This window comes from Actinoplanes italicus, from assembly GCF_003001815.1.
Lineage (GTDB): Bacteria > Actinomycetota > Actinomycetes > Mycobacteriales > Micromonosporaceae > Actinoplanes > Actinoplanes italicus.
In genome coordinates this window covers 66,546-84,433 of record NZ_PVMZ01000029.1, presented here as the reverse complement: position 1 = coordinate 84,433, position 17,888 = coordinate 66,546, and the positions used below count along the sequence as shown (strand labels likewise).

General features: G+C 71.8%; 11 protein-coding genes. 4 read left to right on the top strand and 7 right to left on the bottom strand.

Annotation, left to right across the window (positions count from 1 at the left end; translation table 11 throughout):
* Nucleotides 1-89 precede the first annotated feature (89 nt).
* Nucleotides 90-1,226, bottom strand: coding sequence for an SGNH/GDSL hydrolase family protein (locus CLV67_RS44555; protein WP_170154239.1), 1,137 nt, complete (start codon nt 1,224-1,226; stop codon nt 90-92).
* 43 nt (nt 1,227-1,269) lie between these two features.
* Nucleotides 1,270-1,914, bottom strand: a complete 645-nt coding sequence (locus CLV67_RS44550; RefSeq protein ID WP_239166873.1) for a DUF2238 domain-containing protein — start codon at nt 1,912-1,914, stop codon at nt 1,270-1,272.
* A gap of 501 nt (nt 1,915-2,415) precedes the next feature.
* Here CLV67_RS44550 and CLV67_RS44545 point away from each other — a divergent pair.
* From CLV67_RS44545 to CLV67_RS44535, 3 genes are all read left to right on the top strand, one after another.
* Nucleotides 2,416-2,910 carry a hypothetical protein gene (locus CLV67_RS44545; protein WP_239166872.1) on the top strand — a complete coding sequence of 165 codons (495 nt, stop codon included), beginning with the start codon at nt 2,416-2,418 and terminating at the stop codon, nt 2,908-2,910.
* Nucleotides 2,911-2,944: 34 nt separating this feature from the next.
* Nucleotides 2,945-5,692 carry a DUF7825 domain-containing protein gene (locus tag CLV67_RS44540; protein ID WP_106329898.1) on the top strand — a complete coding sequence of 916 codons (2,748 nt, stop codon included), beginning with the start codon at nt 2,945-2,947 and terminating at the stop codon, nt 5,690-5,692.
* A 406-nt stretch (nt 5,693-6,098) separates the two neighbouring features.
* Nucleotides 6,099-8,876: a DUF6493 family protein gene (locus CLV67_RS44535; RefSeq protein ID WP_106329896.1), complete on the top strand. Its 2,778-nt coding sequence runs from the start codon at nt 6,099-6,101 to the stop codon at nt 8,874-8,876.
* Nucleotides 8,877-9,046: 170 nt separating this feature from the next.
* On the opposite strand, the gene CLV67_RS44530 is transcribed toward CLV67_RS44535, so the two are convergent.
* The 3 genes from CLV67_RS44530 to CLV67_RS44520 form a co-directional block, all read right to left on the bottom strand.
* On the bottom strand, nt 9,047-11,959 hold the full coding sequence (locus CLV67_RS44530) for a M36 family metallopeptidase (protein ID WP_106329894.1): 2,913 nt from the start codon (nt 11,957-11,959) through the stop codon (nt 9,047-9,049).
* 130 nt (nt 11,960-12,089) lie between these two features.
* A complete protein-coding gene (locus CLV67_RS44525) occupies nt 12,090-12,746 on the bottom strand; it encodes a response regulator transcription factor (RefSeq protein ID WP_106329893.1) in 657 nt (218 codons plus the stop codon).
* A complete protein-coding gene (locus CLV67_RS44520) occupies nt 12,743-13,972 on the bottom strand; it encodes a sensor histidine kinase (RefSeq protein WP_106329891.1) in 1,230 nt (409 codons plus the stop codon). Before CLV67_RS44520 ends, CLV67_RS44525 begins: the two co-directional genes overlap by 4 nt.
* An 86-nt stretch (nt 13,973-14,058) precedes the next feature.
* Between CLV67_RS44520 and CLV67_RS44515 the strand changes: the two genes are divergently transcribed.
* Nucleotides 14,059-15,525, top strand: a complete 1,467-nt coding sequence (locus CLV67_RS44515; RefSeq protein ID WP_106329889.1) for a hypothetical protein — start codon at nt 14,059-14,061, stop codon at nt 15,523-15,525.
* Nucleotides 15,526-15,917: 392 nt separating this feature from the next.
* On the opposite strand, the gene CLV67_RS44510 is transcribed toward CLV67_RS44515, so the two are convergent.
* Both CLV67_RS44510 and CLV67_RS44505 read right to left on the bottom strand, forming a co-directional pair.
* On the bottom strand, nt 15,918-17,132 hold the full coding sequence (locus tag CLV67_RS44510; RefSeq protein WP_106329887.1) for an alpha/beta hydrolase family protein: 1,215 nt from the start codon (nt 17,130-17,132) through the stop codon (nt 15,918-15,920).
* Nucleotides 17,133-17,203: 71 nt separating this feature from the next.
* Nucleotides 17,204-17,854: a hypothetical protein gene (locus tag CLV67_RS44505; RefSeq protein WP_106329885.1), complete on the bottom strand. Its 651-nt coding sequence runs from the start codon at nt 17,852-17,854 to the stop codon at nt 17,204-17,206.
* Nucleotides 17,855-17,888 lie beyond the last annotated feature (34 nt).

Here is a 17,888-nt window from a genome sequence, read left to right as displayed (position 1 = left end):
GCCGGTCGAGCCGCGACCTTGCCCAGGCGGTCGTCATCGACGACCAGAACGCCCGGGTCCGCCCGAACGGCCCGCTGCCCATGCTCTGACTACGGACGGATCAGCGCCGTGAGGGCGTCGGCGGTGAAGGCCGCGCCCCGGTCCGTCATGTGCACCAGGTCGTCGCAGTACAGGCCGAGCCGGTTGTCCGACGACGGAGACAGCTGACGTGCCGCCAGGTCGAACCAGGCCACCCCGCTGCCGCCGCCCGGCCCGCCGGTGTCCTCGGCCGCGACCTCCCGCCACGCCTCGGTGTAGTGCGCGAAGTCCTGCACCCGGCGGTCCGCGCCGACCCGGGGCGGACCGTAGACCACGAACGACGGCTCGGTGGCCGTGCTCGCCCGTACCGTCGCAATGATCTTCTGAAGGTTCTTTTTCAGCGCCGCGGCCGGCACGCCGATCCGCCAGTCGTTGACGCCCAGCTGCAGGATCACCAGGTGCGGCTGCATCGAGCGCAGTCTCGGCGCCCAGGCCGTGGCGCCCTTGACGAAGTCACCGCTGGTCCGGCCGCCGTGCCCGCCGTTGTAGACCTGGACACCGCGCTCCTCGTCGCCGTCGAACACGGCGAACCCGTGCACCCGCACCGTCCCGCCGCCCTCGCCGGTGACCACGATCGTGTGCCGTCCGGGCGCCAGCAGACCGGACCGCCACGTCGCGGCGTCACCCGCGCCCGCCGTGTCGACCGCGGCTCCCGCCGGCGCCCCGTCGATGGCCACCGAGAACGTGCCGCCGGCCGGGACGGCCGAGTACCAGACGCGCACGCTGGTGCCGGTGAAGGTGAGGGTGAGACTCTGCCCGGCCGCGACCAGGTCGACCGCCTTCAGGCCCCAGCCCGCCGTCTTCGACCGGACCCCGTCGCCGCGCATCGTCACCGGCCACCAGCGGGGGGTGCCCCACGCCGCGACGTAGTTGTCCCCGCCACCGGCTCCCGCTCCGGAGACCGGGAATCCGTCACGGAGGTTCTCGGCAAGCACCGGCACGTAGCCCCGGCCCGGGCCGGTGGCGCCCACGCCCTCGCTGCTCGACGAACCCAGGACGGCCACGACGGCCGGTGCCCAGCGGCGGTTGGCCAGGGCCGCATGCCAGCTGAGCAGCGGCATGCCGGCGGTGGGCGAGGCGGCCCGGGCCGGGCCCGCGGTGGCCGTCGCCACCGCCATACCGGTGGCCAGCAGGCCTCCGGCTCGCATCAAAGTACGACGATCCGTCACGTTCCCCCCGATACGGTGACAGCTATCCCGCAGGTTTGCTACTCGCCTCATCGGAGCAGACCGATGCAAGATCCGCTCGGCGTTGCCACCACCGGGTGACCAGCACGCCCAGCACGGCACCGGCGGTGGCCAGCGCCATGTCCTTGTGCGCATCCCACATGTCGCCCTGCTGGCCGTTGTAGGCCTCAGCGTCCGCGGGAGCGAGCGTCAGAGCAATCCCCCACTCGAACAGTTCGTAGAGCGCGCTGGTCGACAGCACCACCTCGACGGCGATCAACGGCGCCCATCGGCCACGCAGGAACCCCAGGACGACCGGTCCGAAACACAACCCGTAGGCAAGGTGGACCAGCCGATCGAAGTGGTTCCGCTCCCATCCGGCGGCCTCCGACAGCGACGTCCCGAACAGCGCCCGCGTCCAGTCGTCGTAGGGCACGAACGAGTACATCCACCGGGCCGCCACCGAGTGCAACCCCAGAAAGATCAGGATCAGCGCGTACGAGGAGAACGGCAGCCGCCGGCGCCGGTGCACCAGGATGAGCACCACGAGGCCGGCCACCGTGAGCGAGTGGTGCATGGCCTGCTCGGCCGGGAACGGCGGCCGCCACCAGGTCACGGCCAGCAGCCCGCCGAACACACCCAGCGCCCATCTGAACCGGCGATCATCCACGACCGGCGATACTAGGCAACCGAAGCCCGCCGGCCGTAGCCAGACCGCATTCGCGACCTCGAGCGCCCGTATTCCCTGCCTCAGGCACGGCCGGCGCTCTCAGTCGTACCTGAAGCGGGCCTCGGGACGCTCGGACGACATGCCTCGGACCCGGCTGGAGCCTTCGTGGTTAGGGCCCAGCCCCGCCAGCCGCGGCGCCGGGTAGCTGTTGATCGCCTGGCCGTGGCCGGCGAACCCTTCCCGGCGCCGGAGGCAGCCATATCCCGGAGCCCGACCCGAGAAACGGCAGTAGTCGATCGTCCAGCACCGGAGGGTGGCGGTATCGGGCCGCGAGCCGCAGCACCAGCCCTCCGCCACACCGCACCCCGGCACCGGAACAGCCCGCAACCCGGCCTGAGAAGCCCGCTGCCATCAGACGGCTCGGCCGGATTCGCCTCAGGTACGGCTCGCGGTCTGCGGTTAGGGTTCGGGCTCTCCGCGTACCCACGAAAGGTCCTGATCTTGACTCTCCAGCGGTTTCTGGTGTTGCACGACTACGGCATGGGTGGCCTGTGGTGGTGGATCCACGCCCGCTCCGAGCGGGAGATCATGGAGACGTTCGCCGAGGTGGAGGTGGTCGACGACCCCAAGAACCTGGCCCGTTTCGCCGACGGGAACCTCGATGAGGTCAACATCGACGACCCGGTGATGCCGCCCGGGCTCGCCGAGGCCCGCGAGGAACGCGACGCCCAGCGTGACCTGCCCGGATTCGGCGAGCTCGCCGGGCGGGAGCGGGTCTGGATCCGGGACACCTCCTACGAGGACGAGATCTACTTCGAGGAACTCGGGCCGGACGGCCGCCGGCTCCGGCAGGTCACGGTCGAGGCGGACGGGACCATGATCCGCACCGGGCCGGACGACTGGCCCTTCAACCCGCCGAGGGACCTCTACAACCCCGATCTTCGGCGGTACGAGATCAGCGCCGCCGAGTTCGAGAAGGCCTGGAACGCGGCCTGAGTTTTTGTCGGAGGGTGCCGCTAGGTTGTCCGCCATGGTGAGCTTCCCGCAGCTGGAGTCGTGGATCCGCGCCGGTGACATCGACAGTGTCGTCACCGGTCTGCTGAGTCTCGACGAGGCGTCGCGACGTGCCCTGGCGGCGCAGGTCAAGAGCGTCCAGCTGCACTGGTCCGACCCGGAGGCCGACTCTCTCAGCGTCGACCCCGACGCCGTCCCGGGCCTGATGCACACCTACTCGGCACACCTGCGTCGCGTGCTGCGGCGCGAGGGTGCCTGGCTCGTCGCCGGCGCGGCCTGCCTGCCACGGGCCGCCGATGTCGTCTCCTGGGTGCGATCCGACCGGTTCTGGCGGCCACCGATGCCGCAGGCCATCGACGCCGTCGCCTTGGTGCTGCGGGCGCCGGGCCGGCCGTCGCTGCCGGCGATCGCACGCTCCCTGGCCGAGAAGATGCGGCCCACCCAGGTCGACAACCAGTGGGCGCTGATCGAGCGGCTGCTCGCCGAGGCCGAGCTGCCACCGCCGGTCACCGAGGCCGCACTGCGCGGCTGGATGCGCCGCATCGGCGCCGACCGGCATCACAAGGACCTCGCCGAGCTGCTGCGTGCCGACCCGCATCTGGAGCACATGCTGCCGCACGTGTTCACCGTCCCGCTGCTCGGTCAGGAGCTCGACGACGAGTGGACCAGGGCGCTGGCCAGGCTCGCCGCCGACGGGGTGCTCGACCGGCAGGCGCTGCTCGACGGGTGCGTGCTGCGGCTGCGCGCCGGTGACCGCACCGCCGCGCTGCGCCGGATGGTGGTGCTGCACCGGCTGCTCGACCCGTCGGCTGAGGAGGCCGCGGCCCGCCGCGCGGAGTATTGCGGCATGCTGTCCGCTCCGGACTCGGCGGTGGCCGACGCGGCGCTGCGGGCCCTGCGTCTCGCCGACGACGCCGGGCTGCTGGACGCCGACGCCGTGGCCGAGGCGGCGTGGGCGTTGCTGCTGCGCAAGGAGAAGAAACTGGTCCGGGCCCAGCTCGACTGGCTCGCGGCGGCGCTGGCCCGCAAGCCCGAACCGGTGCTGTTCGAGGCGCTGCTGAGCGGTCTGGCCAATCCGGCCGCCGACCTGGCCGAGCGGGTCCTCAAGCTGGCCGCCGCGCACCTGTCGTCGTTCGGTGAGACCGGGCACGAGCAACTGACCACCGCGACCGCCGACCTGCAGGGCGACCTGCGCCGGCAGGCCACCGCGCTGCTCGCCCGCGCCGACCCCGGTTCCGCCGCGCCGACGGCCGGGATCGCCACGCCACCGCCGTCCGGGCCCGCCGCGTCGCCGGTGGCCGGGTCGCCAGCGGCCGGGTTCGTCGGGTCGCCGGTGGCCGGGTCGCCAGCGGCCGGGTTCGTCGGGTCGCCGGTGGCCGGGATCGTCGTGCTGCCGGCTGTCGTTCCGGCCGCGCCGATGCCGCCGCCGATCGCTTCGATCCCCGAGCTGGTCGCCGAGGCCAAGCATCTGCTGTATCAGGCGGAGGATCCGATCCGGGTGGAGTTGATCCTCGACGCTCTGGTCCGGTTCACGGCCGCCGACCGGCCCGCTCTCGCGCGGGCTCTGGAACCGATCGTCCCGGCCTGGCGCAATCCGTTCTCCGGGCTGCTGCATGCCGTCGTCAGCCGCGAGTTCGTCGCCTGGGCGCCGTCGGCGTGGGAGCGGACGGCCGGCCCGCCGTTCTGGATGCCGGTCAAACGGATGGCCGAGCTGGCACGGCAGATGTGCCAGACCCCGCCGCCTGCTCTGCTGGCCACTCCCGCCACGGTGGACGGTCACGTCGACCCGGCCCGGGTGCTGCGACTGCTCGGTGAGGACTGGGAGCCGGAGCCGTTCGACCTGTCCCAGGCTCTGCTGCGTCTGCCGCGCGAGGTGGCTCCGGACATCCGGGCCTCCGCCGCCCGGCTCGAGTCACCGGCCGGGAAGGCGTTCGCCGATTTCCTGGCGGGCGGAGGGCTGCCCGATCCGGACGTCGTCGCGATCACGCCCGTGCGGCCCTGCCCGCACGTCGTCAAGGCGGGCTGCAACTGCCGGGAGCGTCCCCGGCGGCGAACCGTCGCGTTCGAGCCGATCAAGCACAACCTGACCGTCCAGCCCTACCTGCTGTATCAGCCCGCCGAGTTCGCCCGCGACCGCGTCGACGGCCACCAGCTGGGGCGTTCGATCGCCGGATGGCCGATGATTCTGCCCAGTCATCGCGAGATTGCCGCCGCCCACATCCAGCCGCGCCTCATCGAGGCCGCCGAGAGCAGGAGCGGCGCCGCCGAGATGGCCGTGCTGCCCGCGCTGGCCGCCTGCGACGGCCCGTTCGGCCCCGCGATGGCGCTGTGCCTGGCCTACGGCCTGACCGCCACCCGGCCCGAGAGCCGCCTCGCCGCCAGTGACGCCTTCGTCGACCTGGCCGCCCGCGGGGTTCTCGACGGTTCGCTGGTGGGCCGTGAGCTGGCCGCGCTGTTCAGGGGCAACTCCCTGGTTCTGAAACGCGTCGCCGACGCGCTGAGCCAGGCATCGCAGGCGGGTGCGGCCGCTGAGACCTGGGCGACGATGCGGGAGTTCCTGCCGACCGTCCTCACCGGCTCGAAGCCCGCCACCGGCCTACCCGACCTGCTGCTGGTCGCCGAGTCGGCAGCCGCCGCGGCCAGGGCCACCGACGACATCCCGGAGTTGACCGGGGTCGCCTCACGGCCCGGCCGAAGCCGCCTTATCACCGAAGCGGCCCGCCTCTCCCGCACCCTGACCGAGAACCGGGCCCGCCCGGAGTAGGCCGCGATCCGCTCCCACCGGCCTTCCTCACGGCCGCCACGGCCCGCCCCCACCGGCCTACCTCACCGCCGCCCCAGCCGGCGCCCACCGACCTACCTCACCGCCGTCCACCGGCCTACCTCACCGCCACCCCAGCCGGCGCCCACCGACCTACCTCACCGCCACCCCAGCCGGCGCCCACCGACCTACGTCACGACGGCCGGCGGTAGAAGGAACCGGCCTCTACACCCGTGCGCCGTCTGTGCCCCATTGCCGTTCCCGGAGGCGGCTCCGGACGGCTCGGCGATACACGCGCTCCCGGCCTCAGCGGACCAGCCGGAAAGGCTCGCCGATTCACGCCCGGTCCGGGCGGGGAGACCGGAGACGCGGCCTGTTCTTGTCGGAGGGCCCCGCTAGGTTGTCCGCCATGGTGACCTTCACACAGTTGGAGTCATGGATCCGCGCGGGTGACATCGACCGTGTCGTCACCGCGTTGCTGGATGCCGACGAGCCGGCCCGCCGTGCCCTGGCCACCGACCTCAAAGGCATCAGGCTGAGCTGGCCGAACCCCGATGTCGTCATGGGTCTGATGGATTTTCCCGCCGGCCGCAGGGACATGCTCCCGCAGCAGTGGGCTCTCTCGGAGAGGTCCGAGGCCGCCCTGCGGATCGCCGGAGCCGCGTGCCTGCCCCGCGCGGCCGACATCGTCTCCTGGCTGCGATCGGACCGGTTCCCGCTGCAACCGTTGCCGAAATCCGTCGACGGCGTCGTCCGGGTGTTGCGGGCAGCGGGCCGGCCGTCGCTTCCGGCGATCGCGCGTCCGCTGGCCGACAGGTTGCGGCCGGCCCAGGTCGACACCCAGTGGCCGCTGGTCATCCGCCTGCTCGACGAGGCCGAGCTGCCACTGCCGATCACCGAGGCGACGGTGCGCGGCTGGATGCGTGCGGTCGGCGAAGCCAGATACCGCGAGGATCTCGCCGACCTGCTGCGCGCCGACCCGCGCCTGGAACAGATGCTGCCGCACGTGTTCACCATCCCGCTCGTCGGCCAGGAGCTCGACGAGGAATGGACCAAGGCGCTGGCCAGGCTCGCCGCCGACGGGCTCCTCGACCGGCAGGCGCTGCTCGACGGTTGTGCGCTACGCCTGCGCGCCGGTGACCGGACTGGCCCGCTGCGCCGGTTCGTGGTGCTGCATCGGCTGCTCAGCCCTTCGGCGGAGGAGGTCGCGGCCCGCCATGGGGAGTATTGCGGCATGCTGTCGAGTCCGGACTCGACGGTGGCCGGGCTCGCACTCCTGGCGCTGCGCCGCGCCGCCGACGCCGAGCTGCTCGAAACTCCGACGGTGGCCGAGGCGGCCCTGACGGTCCTGTCCCGCAAGGAGAAGAAGCTGGTCCGCGCCCAGCTCGACTGGCTCGGCGCGACGCTGGCCGCCGATCCCGATCCATCGCTTTTCGAGGCGCTGGTGAGTGGCCTGGCCAACCCGGCCGGCGATCTGGCGGAGCGGGCCCTCGGATTGATCGCCCGGTATCTGCCGTCGTTCGGTGAGGCGGGAACCGCGCTGCTGGCCTCGGCCACCGACGGCCTCCAGGGCGATCTGCGCCGCCAGGTTCTCGCCCTGCTCGGCCGCACTGAGGCCGCCGCGGCCGGCGCGGCTGACACGGCCGGCACGGCTGACACGGCCGGCACGGCTGACACGGCCGGCACGGCTGACACGGCCGGCACGGCTGACACGGCCGGCACGGCCGGCGCGGGCACGAGTTCGCCGCCGGTTCTGCCCGCGGTCGTCCCGGCCGCACCGATGCCCGCGCCGATCGCGTCCATTCCGGAGCTGGTCGCCGAAGCTCGGCATCTATTACGCGATCAGCAGGATCCGGTCCGTGTCGAGCTGGTCCTCGACGCACTGGTCCGTTTCACGGCCGCCGACCGGCCCGCCCTGGCGCAAGCTCTCGAACCCCTCCTTTCCTGGAGGGTGGAGCCGTTCCCGAACCTGCTGCATGCCGTCGTCACCGGCGAGTTCGTCGCCTGGTTCCCGTCGAAGTGGGAGCAGAGGGAACGACCGCCGTTCTGGATGCTGGTCGAGCGGATGGCCGAGTTGTCCCGGCAGATGTGCCGGACGCCGCCGCCGGCGCTGCTGGCCACACCGGCCACGGTGGACGGTCACGTCGACCCGGCGCGCATGCTGCGGCTGCTCGGCGAGGGGTGGGAGCCGGAGCCGTTCGACCTTTCGCAGGCACTGTTGCGCCTGCCGCGCGAGATCGAGCCGGCCACGCGTGCGGCGGCCGGACGGCTCGCCTCACCGGCAGGCAAGGCGTTCGCCGCGTTCCTGAACGGTGGCGGGCTCCCCGACCCGGTCATCGTCACGTTCACGATGGTGGGGCGGTGCCGGCACGGCCTCACCGCCTGCCTCTGTCATGAGCGACCCAGCCGGCGTGCCGTTGCGTTCGAGCCGATCGAGCACGACCTGACCGTTCCGCCCGGGCTGCTCCACCTGCCTGCCGAGTCTGCGCGCGAGCGGGTCGACGACGAACTCCCGTACGGCCCGATCGCCGGCTGGCCGATGATCGTGCCGAGTCACCGGGAGATCGCCGCCGCCCACCTCCAGCCGTATTTCGTCGGGGGGACCGAGGTCAGGGGCTCCGCCGCGGAATTGGCCGTACTGCCGGCCCTGGCTGCCTGCGACGGTCCGTTCGGCCCGGCGATGGCGCTGTGCCTGGCCTACGGGCTCAACAACGCCCTGCCGGAGGGCCGCCTCGTAGCCGCGGACGCCTTCGTCGATCTGGCCGTCCGCGGTGACCTCGACGGTTGCCTGGTCGGCCGTGAGCTGACCGGGCTGTTCGAGGCCGGCTCCCTGTTCCTGAAACGCGTCGCCGACGCGTTCGGACATGCGTTGCCGGCGGGCGCGGCCACCGACGTCTGGACCACGCTGCGGGAGATGCTGCCGGCCCTGCTCAGTGCGCCGAAGGCCGCAGCGGGCCTGCCCGACCTGCTACTGGTCGCCGAGGCGGCGGCAGCGGCATCGGGCGCCTGCGACGACGTTCCCGAGTTGACCTCGGCCGCCGCCCGGCCCGGCCGGAGCCGCCTCGTCACCGAAGCGGCCCGGTTGTCACGCACCCTCACCGAGAACCGCGAAACAGATGCCGGCCAGTTGAGGACCGTCACCACCGAAAGGCCGGCGAGGCAGCGGGGCGGAACACCAACCGCCTGAAGCCCATCACCACCGAAAGGCCGGCGAGGCAGCGGGGCGGAACACCAACCGCCTGAAGCCCGTCACCGCCGAAAGGCCGGCGCGACGGCCGGCAAGGACGCGGACGGCCTGGTGGCCGCCGCCGAAAGAGCGGGTGGGCGGGCCGCATGGCTCGCCCACCCGCTGTGGATCTATCGGGTGAAGGCCTGGAACTCCGCGATGCGCACGTTCAGCGCCTGCGGGCTGGCCGTGGTGCAGTCGGTGTTGGCACGCGGGTCCAGATCCTGCTCACCGGCGTAGTCCGGCGCGCCGGTGCACTGGTTGGTGACCGCCTCGATCCGCAGGTGCGTGGCCGTGACGTCCGGGATGTCGAAGGACTTCACGAGCATCTGCGGCGCCCGCGGCCGCGGCGAGCCCGCCGGGAAGGCGTCCGGCCGGCTGGTGTAGACCGCCTTGAAGTCGGCCGGGGCCGAGCACGTGACGGTCGCCGTGGCCTTGCAGGCCAGGACCCGGAACTGTCGCAGGGCCGAGTAGCGGCTCTGCGTGCCCGCGTCCACGTCACCCGTGATGGCCGGGCGCAGCAGGGCGCTCACCTGCACCCGCCGGACCCGCTGCGCGTCGCCGGCCAGATCGACCGTGACGCCCTTGCCGGTGACGGCGCTGCCCAGCGACGCCCAGTTGGTGGCCTCGTCGTCGTCGAGGAGCCGGGCCTGGTTGACGCCGTCGCCGGTGGCGGTCGCGCCGCTGGTCGCGGAGGCGACGTTGCGCGGCAGCTTGACGGTCAGCGTCTTGGTTCCGGACTTGAAGTACGACGGGGACACCCGGGAGTGTCCGTGTCCGGGCGCCTGCGCCACGAAGGTGTAGACGCCGGGCACCAGGTTGACGGTGTCGGGCAGGGCGGTTGCCGGGTCGGTGTCGGCGACCGCGACGGCCCGGGCCTGGTAGTCACCCACGTACAGCTTCGCGCCGGCGACGGCCTTGCCGTTCTCGTCGACCGGGCGGAAGGTGACCGCGGCCTCCTTCGCGTACGCCGAACTGAAGCTCGGCGTCGGGTTCGCGTCGCCGGCCCCGTTGCTGACCGCGCCCTCGCCGAGACCGCGCTTGGCGAACGCGTTCCACAGGATGTCCTGGTTGGCGCCGCCGAAGCGGACCAGGTCGGCGCCGATCAGCGCGTCACGGGCGTCGACCTGGCTGTTGGCGCTGTTGGCCATCAGCAGGAACGAGTCGAAGACCAGCTGGATCCACCGCCGGTTGCCGGGGCACGACGTGACCGCCTTCTTACCGGTGGCGCAGGCCTTCTGCAGCGCGGACGAGCCGTACCCGTAACGCTTGATGAACGCGGAACGGATGTCGTAGTTGGTGGCGCTCCACACCTCACCGGAGGCGTGGACCTGCAGCCCGACGAAGTCGTAGTCGACCGAGCTGTAGTTGAGCCGGTTGTTGCTCATGTTGTAGTTACGGATGCCGGCGACCGGGTCGCTCGTCACGTACTCGCCGACGGTGAAGCCCCGCTCGCCCTTGGGGGCGTAGCCGTGCTCCGCCAGGTACTCGACGGCCAGCAGGTCGGACCAGCTCTCGCTCATGCCCTGCGGCGAGCTGAGGCCCGCGTTCGGGCCGGCGATCATGCGGTTGGTGATGGCGTGGGTGTACTCGTGGCCGATGACTGACATGTCGTAGTCACCGTCGGCGCAGGCGCCGTAGAAAGCACCGGCGACCGGCTGCCACAGGTACATGTTGGTGATCGGAGCCTCGCCGTCGGGCGGGGTGATCTGGTTGGCGTTGTTGCGGGCCGCGAAGTCCGGCGGGCCGCCGGTGATGCCACCGGCCTGCGCGTTGCCCTGCTCCGGGTCGTTGCCGTCCTTCTCCATGTTCCAGGTCGCCTCGGTGAAGCCGAGGAGGTACGACCAGTCGTGCATCCGGTTGTGCTGCACGAACAGGTTGGCCCGGGCCGCGTCGATGTCGTTGCGGGCCGGCGAGTCGAAGACGGTCGGCGAGCACTTCGACGTGTACCACTGGTTGGTCCACGGGTAGGTGTATTCGCGGGTCGGGCTGGGCGTGGCCAGTTCGGTGCCGACCGTGAACGGGTCGTTGGACAGCCAGTTGTGCACCGCGAACGAGTTGTTGCCGCTGGTCGTGTTGGTGGACGCGCCGGTGGCCGGGTCGACGTCCCACGCCTGCGGGGAGGCGGGACCGGAGACGACCTCGTCACAGCCGCGCTGCCAGGTCCAGCAGAACGTCTTGCGGGTGTCGCGCGAGGAGTAGTCGGTGCGCGGCGAGTTCGGGAAGACGTCCCACTCCGGGTTGTCGGAGTCGTGGTCGACGATGTCCTCGCGGACGAGGACGCTGCCGTCGCGGGCGTCCACCCAGGTGGTGTACGCCTCCGGCTCGGCGCTGGTCAGGCCGGCCCCGAAGGCGACCTGGTAGGCGGCACGGGCACCCTGGTCGGGCGTCGGGACGGCGACGAGTTTGGTGCCGAGTGAGGTGGTGTTGGTCAGGCCCGCGTTCTCGGCCGCGATGCGCTCGGCGTCGGCGGCGGTCAGGGTCGCGGGCTGCGGGGCGGCGGCGTCGCGGGCGAGCGAGGAGCTCACATACCACACCTTGCCGTCGCGGATGCCGACCGAGAGCAGGCCGTCGCGGCCGGCTTCGAGGTCGCCGAACTTCTGGCGGAGCAGGACGATGCTGCCCTCACCGAGTTTCTGCGTGGTGAGCACCTCGAGCGACTCGGCGGCGGCCGTGGTGATGCCGAGGACTTCGAGGTTCCCGGCGACGTAGGCGCGGGCGGCGGCAACGGGGTCGGCCGGCAGCCCGGTGGCCAGCGGCTTGGCGTTGCTGGCGGTGAGGCTTGCCGGGGTGCCGAAGACGTTCCACCGGGCGGAGGCGCTCGACTTGGCGGCACGGGTGCGCTGTGCCGAGGTCGGCGCCACCTGGCCCTTACGGTTGTCGATGGTGTCGGCGTGGTCGCTGTCGCCATGCACTTCCGGGGTTCCGGCCGCCTGGGCCGGGCTGGTTGGTGCCGCGCTGCCGCCGGTTGAGGGGGCGAGAATCAGCACGGCTGCGACTAATGCTGTGGTGGTGCCCGCCATCGCACGGGATGGTGTGCGCACGGAACCTCCTTTATGGACGGTCGTTACCGGTCTCCTCGCATCCGATCGCACAAACGCATGATCGCGGGATGGGCCGAACGTCCATAATCGAGGCGCGTCGATCAGATCCTCGTCGATGGTTTTCGGTGCGTCAACCGATCCGGTAGCCGACACCGACAGCGGTGGTGATGACCGGTGGCTCGCCGAGTTTGCGGCGCAGCCGGCCCACCGTGACCGTCACCGTGTTGGTGAACCGGTCGGCGTTCTCGTCCCAGACGCCGTCGAGCAGCGACTCCGCGCTGAGGAACCCCGGACTGGCCCGCAGCAACGCCTCGAGCACGGCGAACTCCTTGAGAGTCAGGCCGAGGTCGCGACCGTCGCGCCGGGCCGTGCGGCGCAGCGGGTCGAGTTCGATCCCGGCGACGCGCAGGATGCGGGGCCGGGCGGCGGGCTTGCGCCGTGCCAGCGCCCTGACGCGGAGAATGAGCTCCGGGAAGTGGAACGGTTTGGCGAGGTAGTCGTCGGCGCCCAGGATCAGGCCGCTGACCCGGTCGCCGGGTTCACCGGCCGCGGTCAGCATCAGCACCATCGGCCGCCGCTCCCGATCGGTGATCATCTGGCAGAGGACGTCCCCGTGCAGGCCGGGCAGGTCCCGGTCGAGCACCACGACGTCGTAATCCGTGAGATCGATCTTCTCCGCGGCCGTCAGCCCGCTGTGTGCGGCGTCGACGGCCATCCCGGCGTCGGTCAGCCCTTCCACGACCACCTCGGACAGTGCGTGGTCGTCCTCCACGACCAGGATCCTCATTCCCGCCCCGTCCCGGCCGGCGGGCCCGAAGCCGGCGCACTCGGGGCCGGCGCACTCGGGGCCGGCAGCGCGATCGCGACCCGCAGGCCGCCGTCCGGGCGGGCGGTGAGCCGGAGCCGCCCGCAGTGCGCGGTGACGACAGCGGACACGATGGACAGTCCCAGCCCGGAGGAGCCGACCCGTTCGTCGCCGAGCCGCTCGAAAGGCTGGGTCAGGCGATCGACCTCGGCCTGGTCGAAGACACGGCCGCCGGTCTCGACGATCAGCTCCGCCGAGTCGCCGGCCGAAGCGCCGGTGATCCGTACCCAGCCGGTGTTCTCGTTGTGGGTCACCGCGTTGTCGACGAGGTTCGCCACCAGCCTGGAAAGCAGCGGCCGATGGCCCCGCACCATCGTCCGGGGCGCGACGCCGACGGTCACCGTCAGGCTCTTGGCGACGACGTCGGCGGACCGGTCGCGCAGGGCCGCGTCGACCAGTTCACCGAGGTCGACCGGCACGGTCTGCTCGCTCCGGCTGTGCTGGGCGCGGGCCAGCATCAGCAGGCCGTCGAGAAGATGATCAACCCGATCCAATTGGGTACGCAGACGCGCCGCCAGCGCCACTGTCGAGGCGGCCGGATCGGGCTTGGCCACCGCGACGTCGAGGCTGGCCCGGATCGTGGCCAGGGGCGTGCGCAGCTCGTGGGAGGCGTTGGCGACGAAACGGCGTTGGGCCGTGAACGACGCCTCGAGGCGCTCCAGCAGACCGTCGATCGTGTCGGCGAGATCCTTCACCTCGTCGTTCGGCCAGCGGATCCCGATCCGCTCGTTCAGGCTGTCGGCGGAGATCCGCCGGGTCACCTCGGTGATCAGCCGAAGCGGCGCGATCGCGTGCCCCGCCATCAACCGGCCGATCAGCAGGGACAGGAGCACCATCACGATCAGGGCGATGACCCAGCCCCAGACGAACCGCCTGGCCTGATCGGCGTTCTCGGCGGCCATCTGCTCCTGCAGCGCGGCGAGCTGCTGCTGGGCATCGGCGGGGCCGGCCGTCGGGGCGGGGCCCGGGGGCCGGGCGACCGATGTCCGGCTGCCGCTCGAGAAGGCGAAGGCGACCAGCAGCAGAATCACCCCGGACACGAAGAACGCGCTGACGTAGAGCAGGGTGATCCGGGTACCGACGGTGCCTCTCCGGGCAGCGACGCCGCCCGTCCGTGCACCCGGAGCACCTCGACGCCGACTCAACATCGCTACAGCATGACCGGGCCGGCCTAACAACGGCATGACAGAACGTGTTCGGCCGATGTTAGGCACCGATCCGTAGAACCGACGGCATGTTCGCTTCGGATTTCCTCCGCCCGGCCCGGGTCGTGGCCCTGACCGTCGCCGCCGTGGCCGTCGTCGCGGTCGGCGGGCTGTCCGCCGCCGGCCTCCGGGTGACCTGCGACGGGCCCTGCCCGGTCGCCCCGGTGGCCGAGGACGGATCGGTCGTCGGCGACCGGTTCTGGTTCCTGCATCAGGAACTCGGCACCGGCGGCACGATCACGGCCCGGATGACCTCGATGACCGGCACGATCACCTATCCTCCACCCGATCACGACGAGATCGTTCCCGGCCTGGTGCCCTGGGCCAAATCCGGTGTCATCGTCAAGGACGGCACGCGGCAGGGTTCGCGTTATGCGGCTCTGGCCATGACCGGCCGTCACGGTGTCCACTTCCAGCACGGCTATCGGCACGACGACGCCGGTCGGCCGGGCGGTGTCTCCGCCGACTCCCCACGCTGGCTGCGGCTGACCCGTTCCGGCGACACGGTCACCGGCGCCGAGTCCGCCGACGGCGTCCAGTGGCACACCGTGGGCACGGCACGCCTCGCCGGCCTTCCGGACACCGTGCGGGTCGGCCTGTTCGCCACCTCGCCGTGCGACCTGACACTGCGCGAGACCGCTCTGGGCGGCAACACCCAGGCGTGCCGGTTCACCCAGGCCGTCGGTGTCTTCGACAGCGTCACCGTCGAGGGAGGCGACGGCGAATGGGTCAGTGAGCCGGTCGGGCAGATGAACCAGACAGACTGGGAGAAGCTATCCAACCCGTCCGGAGTGGTCCAGAACGGCAGCGTGATCCGGATCAGCGGCACCGGCGACATCAGTCCCGCCCGCGAGGAGTTCGCCTGGACCACCGATCAGTCCTTGGCCGGGTTCCTGGCGGCGCTGGTCATAGTGCTGGTGGTCGCGGCACGGTACGGCGCCTCCACGGGGATGCACCGGCGCCGCGTCACCACCGTCGGCGCGGCCGCCTTCGCGGTCGGGCTGGTGGCGGCCGGCGCGGTCGTACCGATCGGCGCCGCCATCGCCCGGAGCAAGAACATGCCGGTGCAGGCCCTGACCCTGCCGACCGGCCTGCGGGTGGTCGTCGGCCTGGCCGTGGCACTCGCCCTGTCGGCGATGCTGGCATACGGACTCGGCGCACTGACGCGGCGACGCTGGGCCGGCAGCAGTCTGGCGGTGGCGCTGGTCGCCGTCCCCTTCGCGGTCAGCGTGATCCCGCTGTTGCCGGACACGGTCGCGGAGTGGCTGTTGCGCGTCACTCCGGCCGCTGCCTTCGCGGTCAAGCAGACAGCGGTGGAGTATCCGCAGATCACCTCCTACTATTCGCCGTCCACCGGATACTTCCCGCTGCCGTGGTGGGCAGGGCTGACGGTGCTGGCCGCCTACACCGCGGTCATCCTGTGGCTGGCCTCCCGGCGCCGGTCGGCGCACCCGGCCCGGGTCGCCGAGCAGTCCTCGACCGGTGTGCTCCTCTGACCACCCGATCCCGCCCCGCCGTATGTGGAGGAGCCACGGAACTCGGCTCCTCCACATCAGCCCCGAGAGGGCCTGCCGAGACCCCCGCCCCGGGCCCAAGACCTTCGAGACTCCTCCGCAGCAGGCACGAGGCATGTATCGCGGTGCGGGCCGGAGCGAGGCGGAGTCCAGATGTCGTCGGGCCGCACGCCGCAGCCCGTCTCCCACTTCGATACAGGCCCGAACACCGACGACTGGCCGATCGGGGACATACGCCACCTCACGGAAACCATGGACAGGACACCCCCGGCCGGGCCAAGCCCCACAGGCCCGACACCGACGACTGCCCGGTTGAGGGCATACGCCACCTCACGGAGACCGTCGGCAGGACGCCCCGGCCGGGTGAGGCCGTCTCAGGGCTGCTGGAACAGCACCTCCGGATGGCTAGGTGCCGGGCCGTCGAGCAACGGCTGCGGGATCCCGCGCAGATGCAGGTCGAAGAACGCACCCACGTAGTCGCGCGTGATCTGCGCGGCCCGGCTCCCGGGCAGTGGGAATCCGGGGTCGGGGATACCCGCCTGTTCCCCGATCACCGGGATGTCGGTGAAGTCGAGGTGCCCGCTGCCGGTGACGGTGAGCCAGCGTTTCCAGCCGTCCATGACCGGCCAGTCACGCACCCAGGTCTTGTCCGGGGCGCCATCGGGGGCCGGGGACGGCGCGCCGAGCAGCATGAACGGCCGCCCGCCGAATCCTCCGGCCGGGACCGGCTCGAACAGGCTGCCGTCCATGTTGATCCCGGCGCGCACCCGCGGATCGGCCGCCATGGTGACCGCGGCGGCGTTGCCACCGATCGAATGGCCGGCCACACCGATCCGGGTGCGGTCGATCATGCGTGCGTGGCGCCACACCGGACGGTCGCCGGTCAGGCGGTCGAGCAGGAACGACAGATCCCGTGACCGGCCGGAGGCGACACGGGCATAGCCCGATGTGCCCTGGCCCTCGACCACAGTGCAGGCGGTGCAGTTCAGTGTGCGGCCACGGGGGAAGTCGGTGCCCGCGGACTCGTGCGCGTGGTCGGCGACGGCCACCACATGACCGCGACTGGCCAGCTCCTCGGCCAGGTGGGTGAGGGTGTGCCGGTGCAGGGTGAAGCCGGGCGACAGCACGACGAGCGGGAACCGGCCGTGGCGCGGTGGTGCGGAGGCCACGGCGGTCGTGCGGGTGGAGCTGAGCTCCTCGGGCTCGATGATGCCGGTGACTTTGCGGTCGTCGATGAGCAGCCGGGCCTCGGCAACCGAGAGGTAGGACGCTGGGCGGCCCGGCAGCGCAACGGCTGGATAGAACATCGAGACCATCAGCTCACGAGGGCTGTCCGGCACCCAGGGGTCGGGCCGGGACCGGTCGGTCAGGTGCAGCACCTCCCGGCCGACGGCGAACGGCCCCGACGGTCGTGGCAGAGCGAACGGCGAGACGAACGCCTGCGATGGGGAGAGAGACGCGAGAGCCGGCGATGAGAAGGGCGACACGGCAGGCGACGCGAAGGCTGGTGTGGCCGGCAGAAACGGCAGAGCGGAGGCGAGCGCAGCAGTGGTCGCGGCGATCCTGATGGCGGGTCCGAACGTCGTCATGTCGTACAGCCAACCGGACCGTGCCGCCCGAAACAGTCGTCCAGAGTGGAGTCCTGGAGGTAACGCCAGCACTACCTCGACCAGAGATCCGGTACGCGGCGGCCGCGAAGGGCCAGAACCTGTCCGGCCACCGGCTCGTACGCCACGACCCGGTGCACCGACACCCGGTCGGGGCCGGTCAGCAGGGCGGGGTCGTCACCGTCGCGCAGCGGCACCGATCGCACGGCGGCGCCGACCGCGTCGAGCACCGCGGCCGACTCGGCGAGGTGCACGATGACGAAGCCGCGCTTGCCGGGGTGCCAGAGCACGAGCGTACGGACCATGCCGGGCACCTGCCGCACCACCGGGCCGATGCTCTCCCGGCCGCGTCGCCGGGCCAGGGTCTCGCGCTCGGCGCTGAGCGGCCCGTCGAAGACACCGAGAAGCGCGGCACCCACCGGCCGCCCGGCGGCGACGGCGGCCTCGTCGTCGTCGACCTCGTAGATCTCGTCGGAGGTGATCGTGACGGGCGGTTGCCCGCCGTCGGCACGGCTGCGTTCGGAGGCCTTCTCGGCGTCCGGGAAGGTCTGCCAGAGGGTGAGCAGGGCACCGGCCCGTTCCTCCCCTTCGAGCAGGAGCAGGCCGGCGAAACCGGGATGGCCGGAGATCATCGCGGTGAGCTCGGGTACGAGGTCGTCACCCTCGGGCCGGGTGGCGGTGGTCTGGAGCCTGGCGAATGTCATCGGTTCCCCCTCGGTGGTGGTTGAACCGATCGTC

Coding starts and splice junctions, on each gene's coding strand:
- CLV67_RS44540 (WP_106329898.1), top strand. CDS start 2,945: ATGGTGAGCTTCCCGCAGCTGGAGTCGTGGATCCGCGCCGGTGACATC.
- CLV67_RS44510 (WP_106329887.1), bottom strand. CDS start 17,132: ATGACGACGTTCGGACCCGCCATCAGGATCGCCGCGACCACTGCTGCG.
- CLV67_RS44520 (WP_106329891.1), bottom strand. CDS start 13,972: ATGTTGAGTCGGCGTCGAGGTGCTCCGGGTGCACGGACGGGCGGCGTC.
- CLV67_RS44535 (WP_106329896.1), top strand. CDS start 6,099: ATGGTGACCTTCACACAGTTGGAGTCATGGATCCGCGCGGGTGACATC.
- CLV67_RS44515 (WP_106329889.1), top strand. CDS start 14,059: ATGTTCGCTTCGGATTTCCTCCGCCCGGCCCGGGTCGTGGCCCTGACC.
- CLV67_RS44525 (WP_106329893.1), bottom strand. CDS start 12,746: ATGAGGATCCTGGTCGTGGAGGACGACCACGCACTGTCCGAGGTGGTC.
- CLV67_RS44555 (WP_170154239.1), bottom strand. CDS start 1,226: ATGCGAGCCGGAGGCCTGCTGGCCACCGGTATGGCGGTGGCGACGGCC.
- CLV67_RS44505 (WP_106329885.1), bottom strand. CDS start 17,854: ATGACATTCGCCAGGCTCCAGACCACCGCCACCCGGCCCGAGGGTGAC.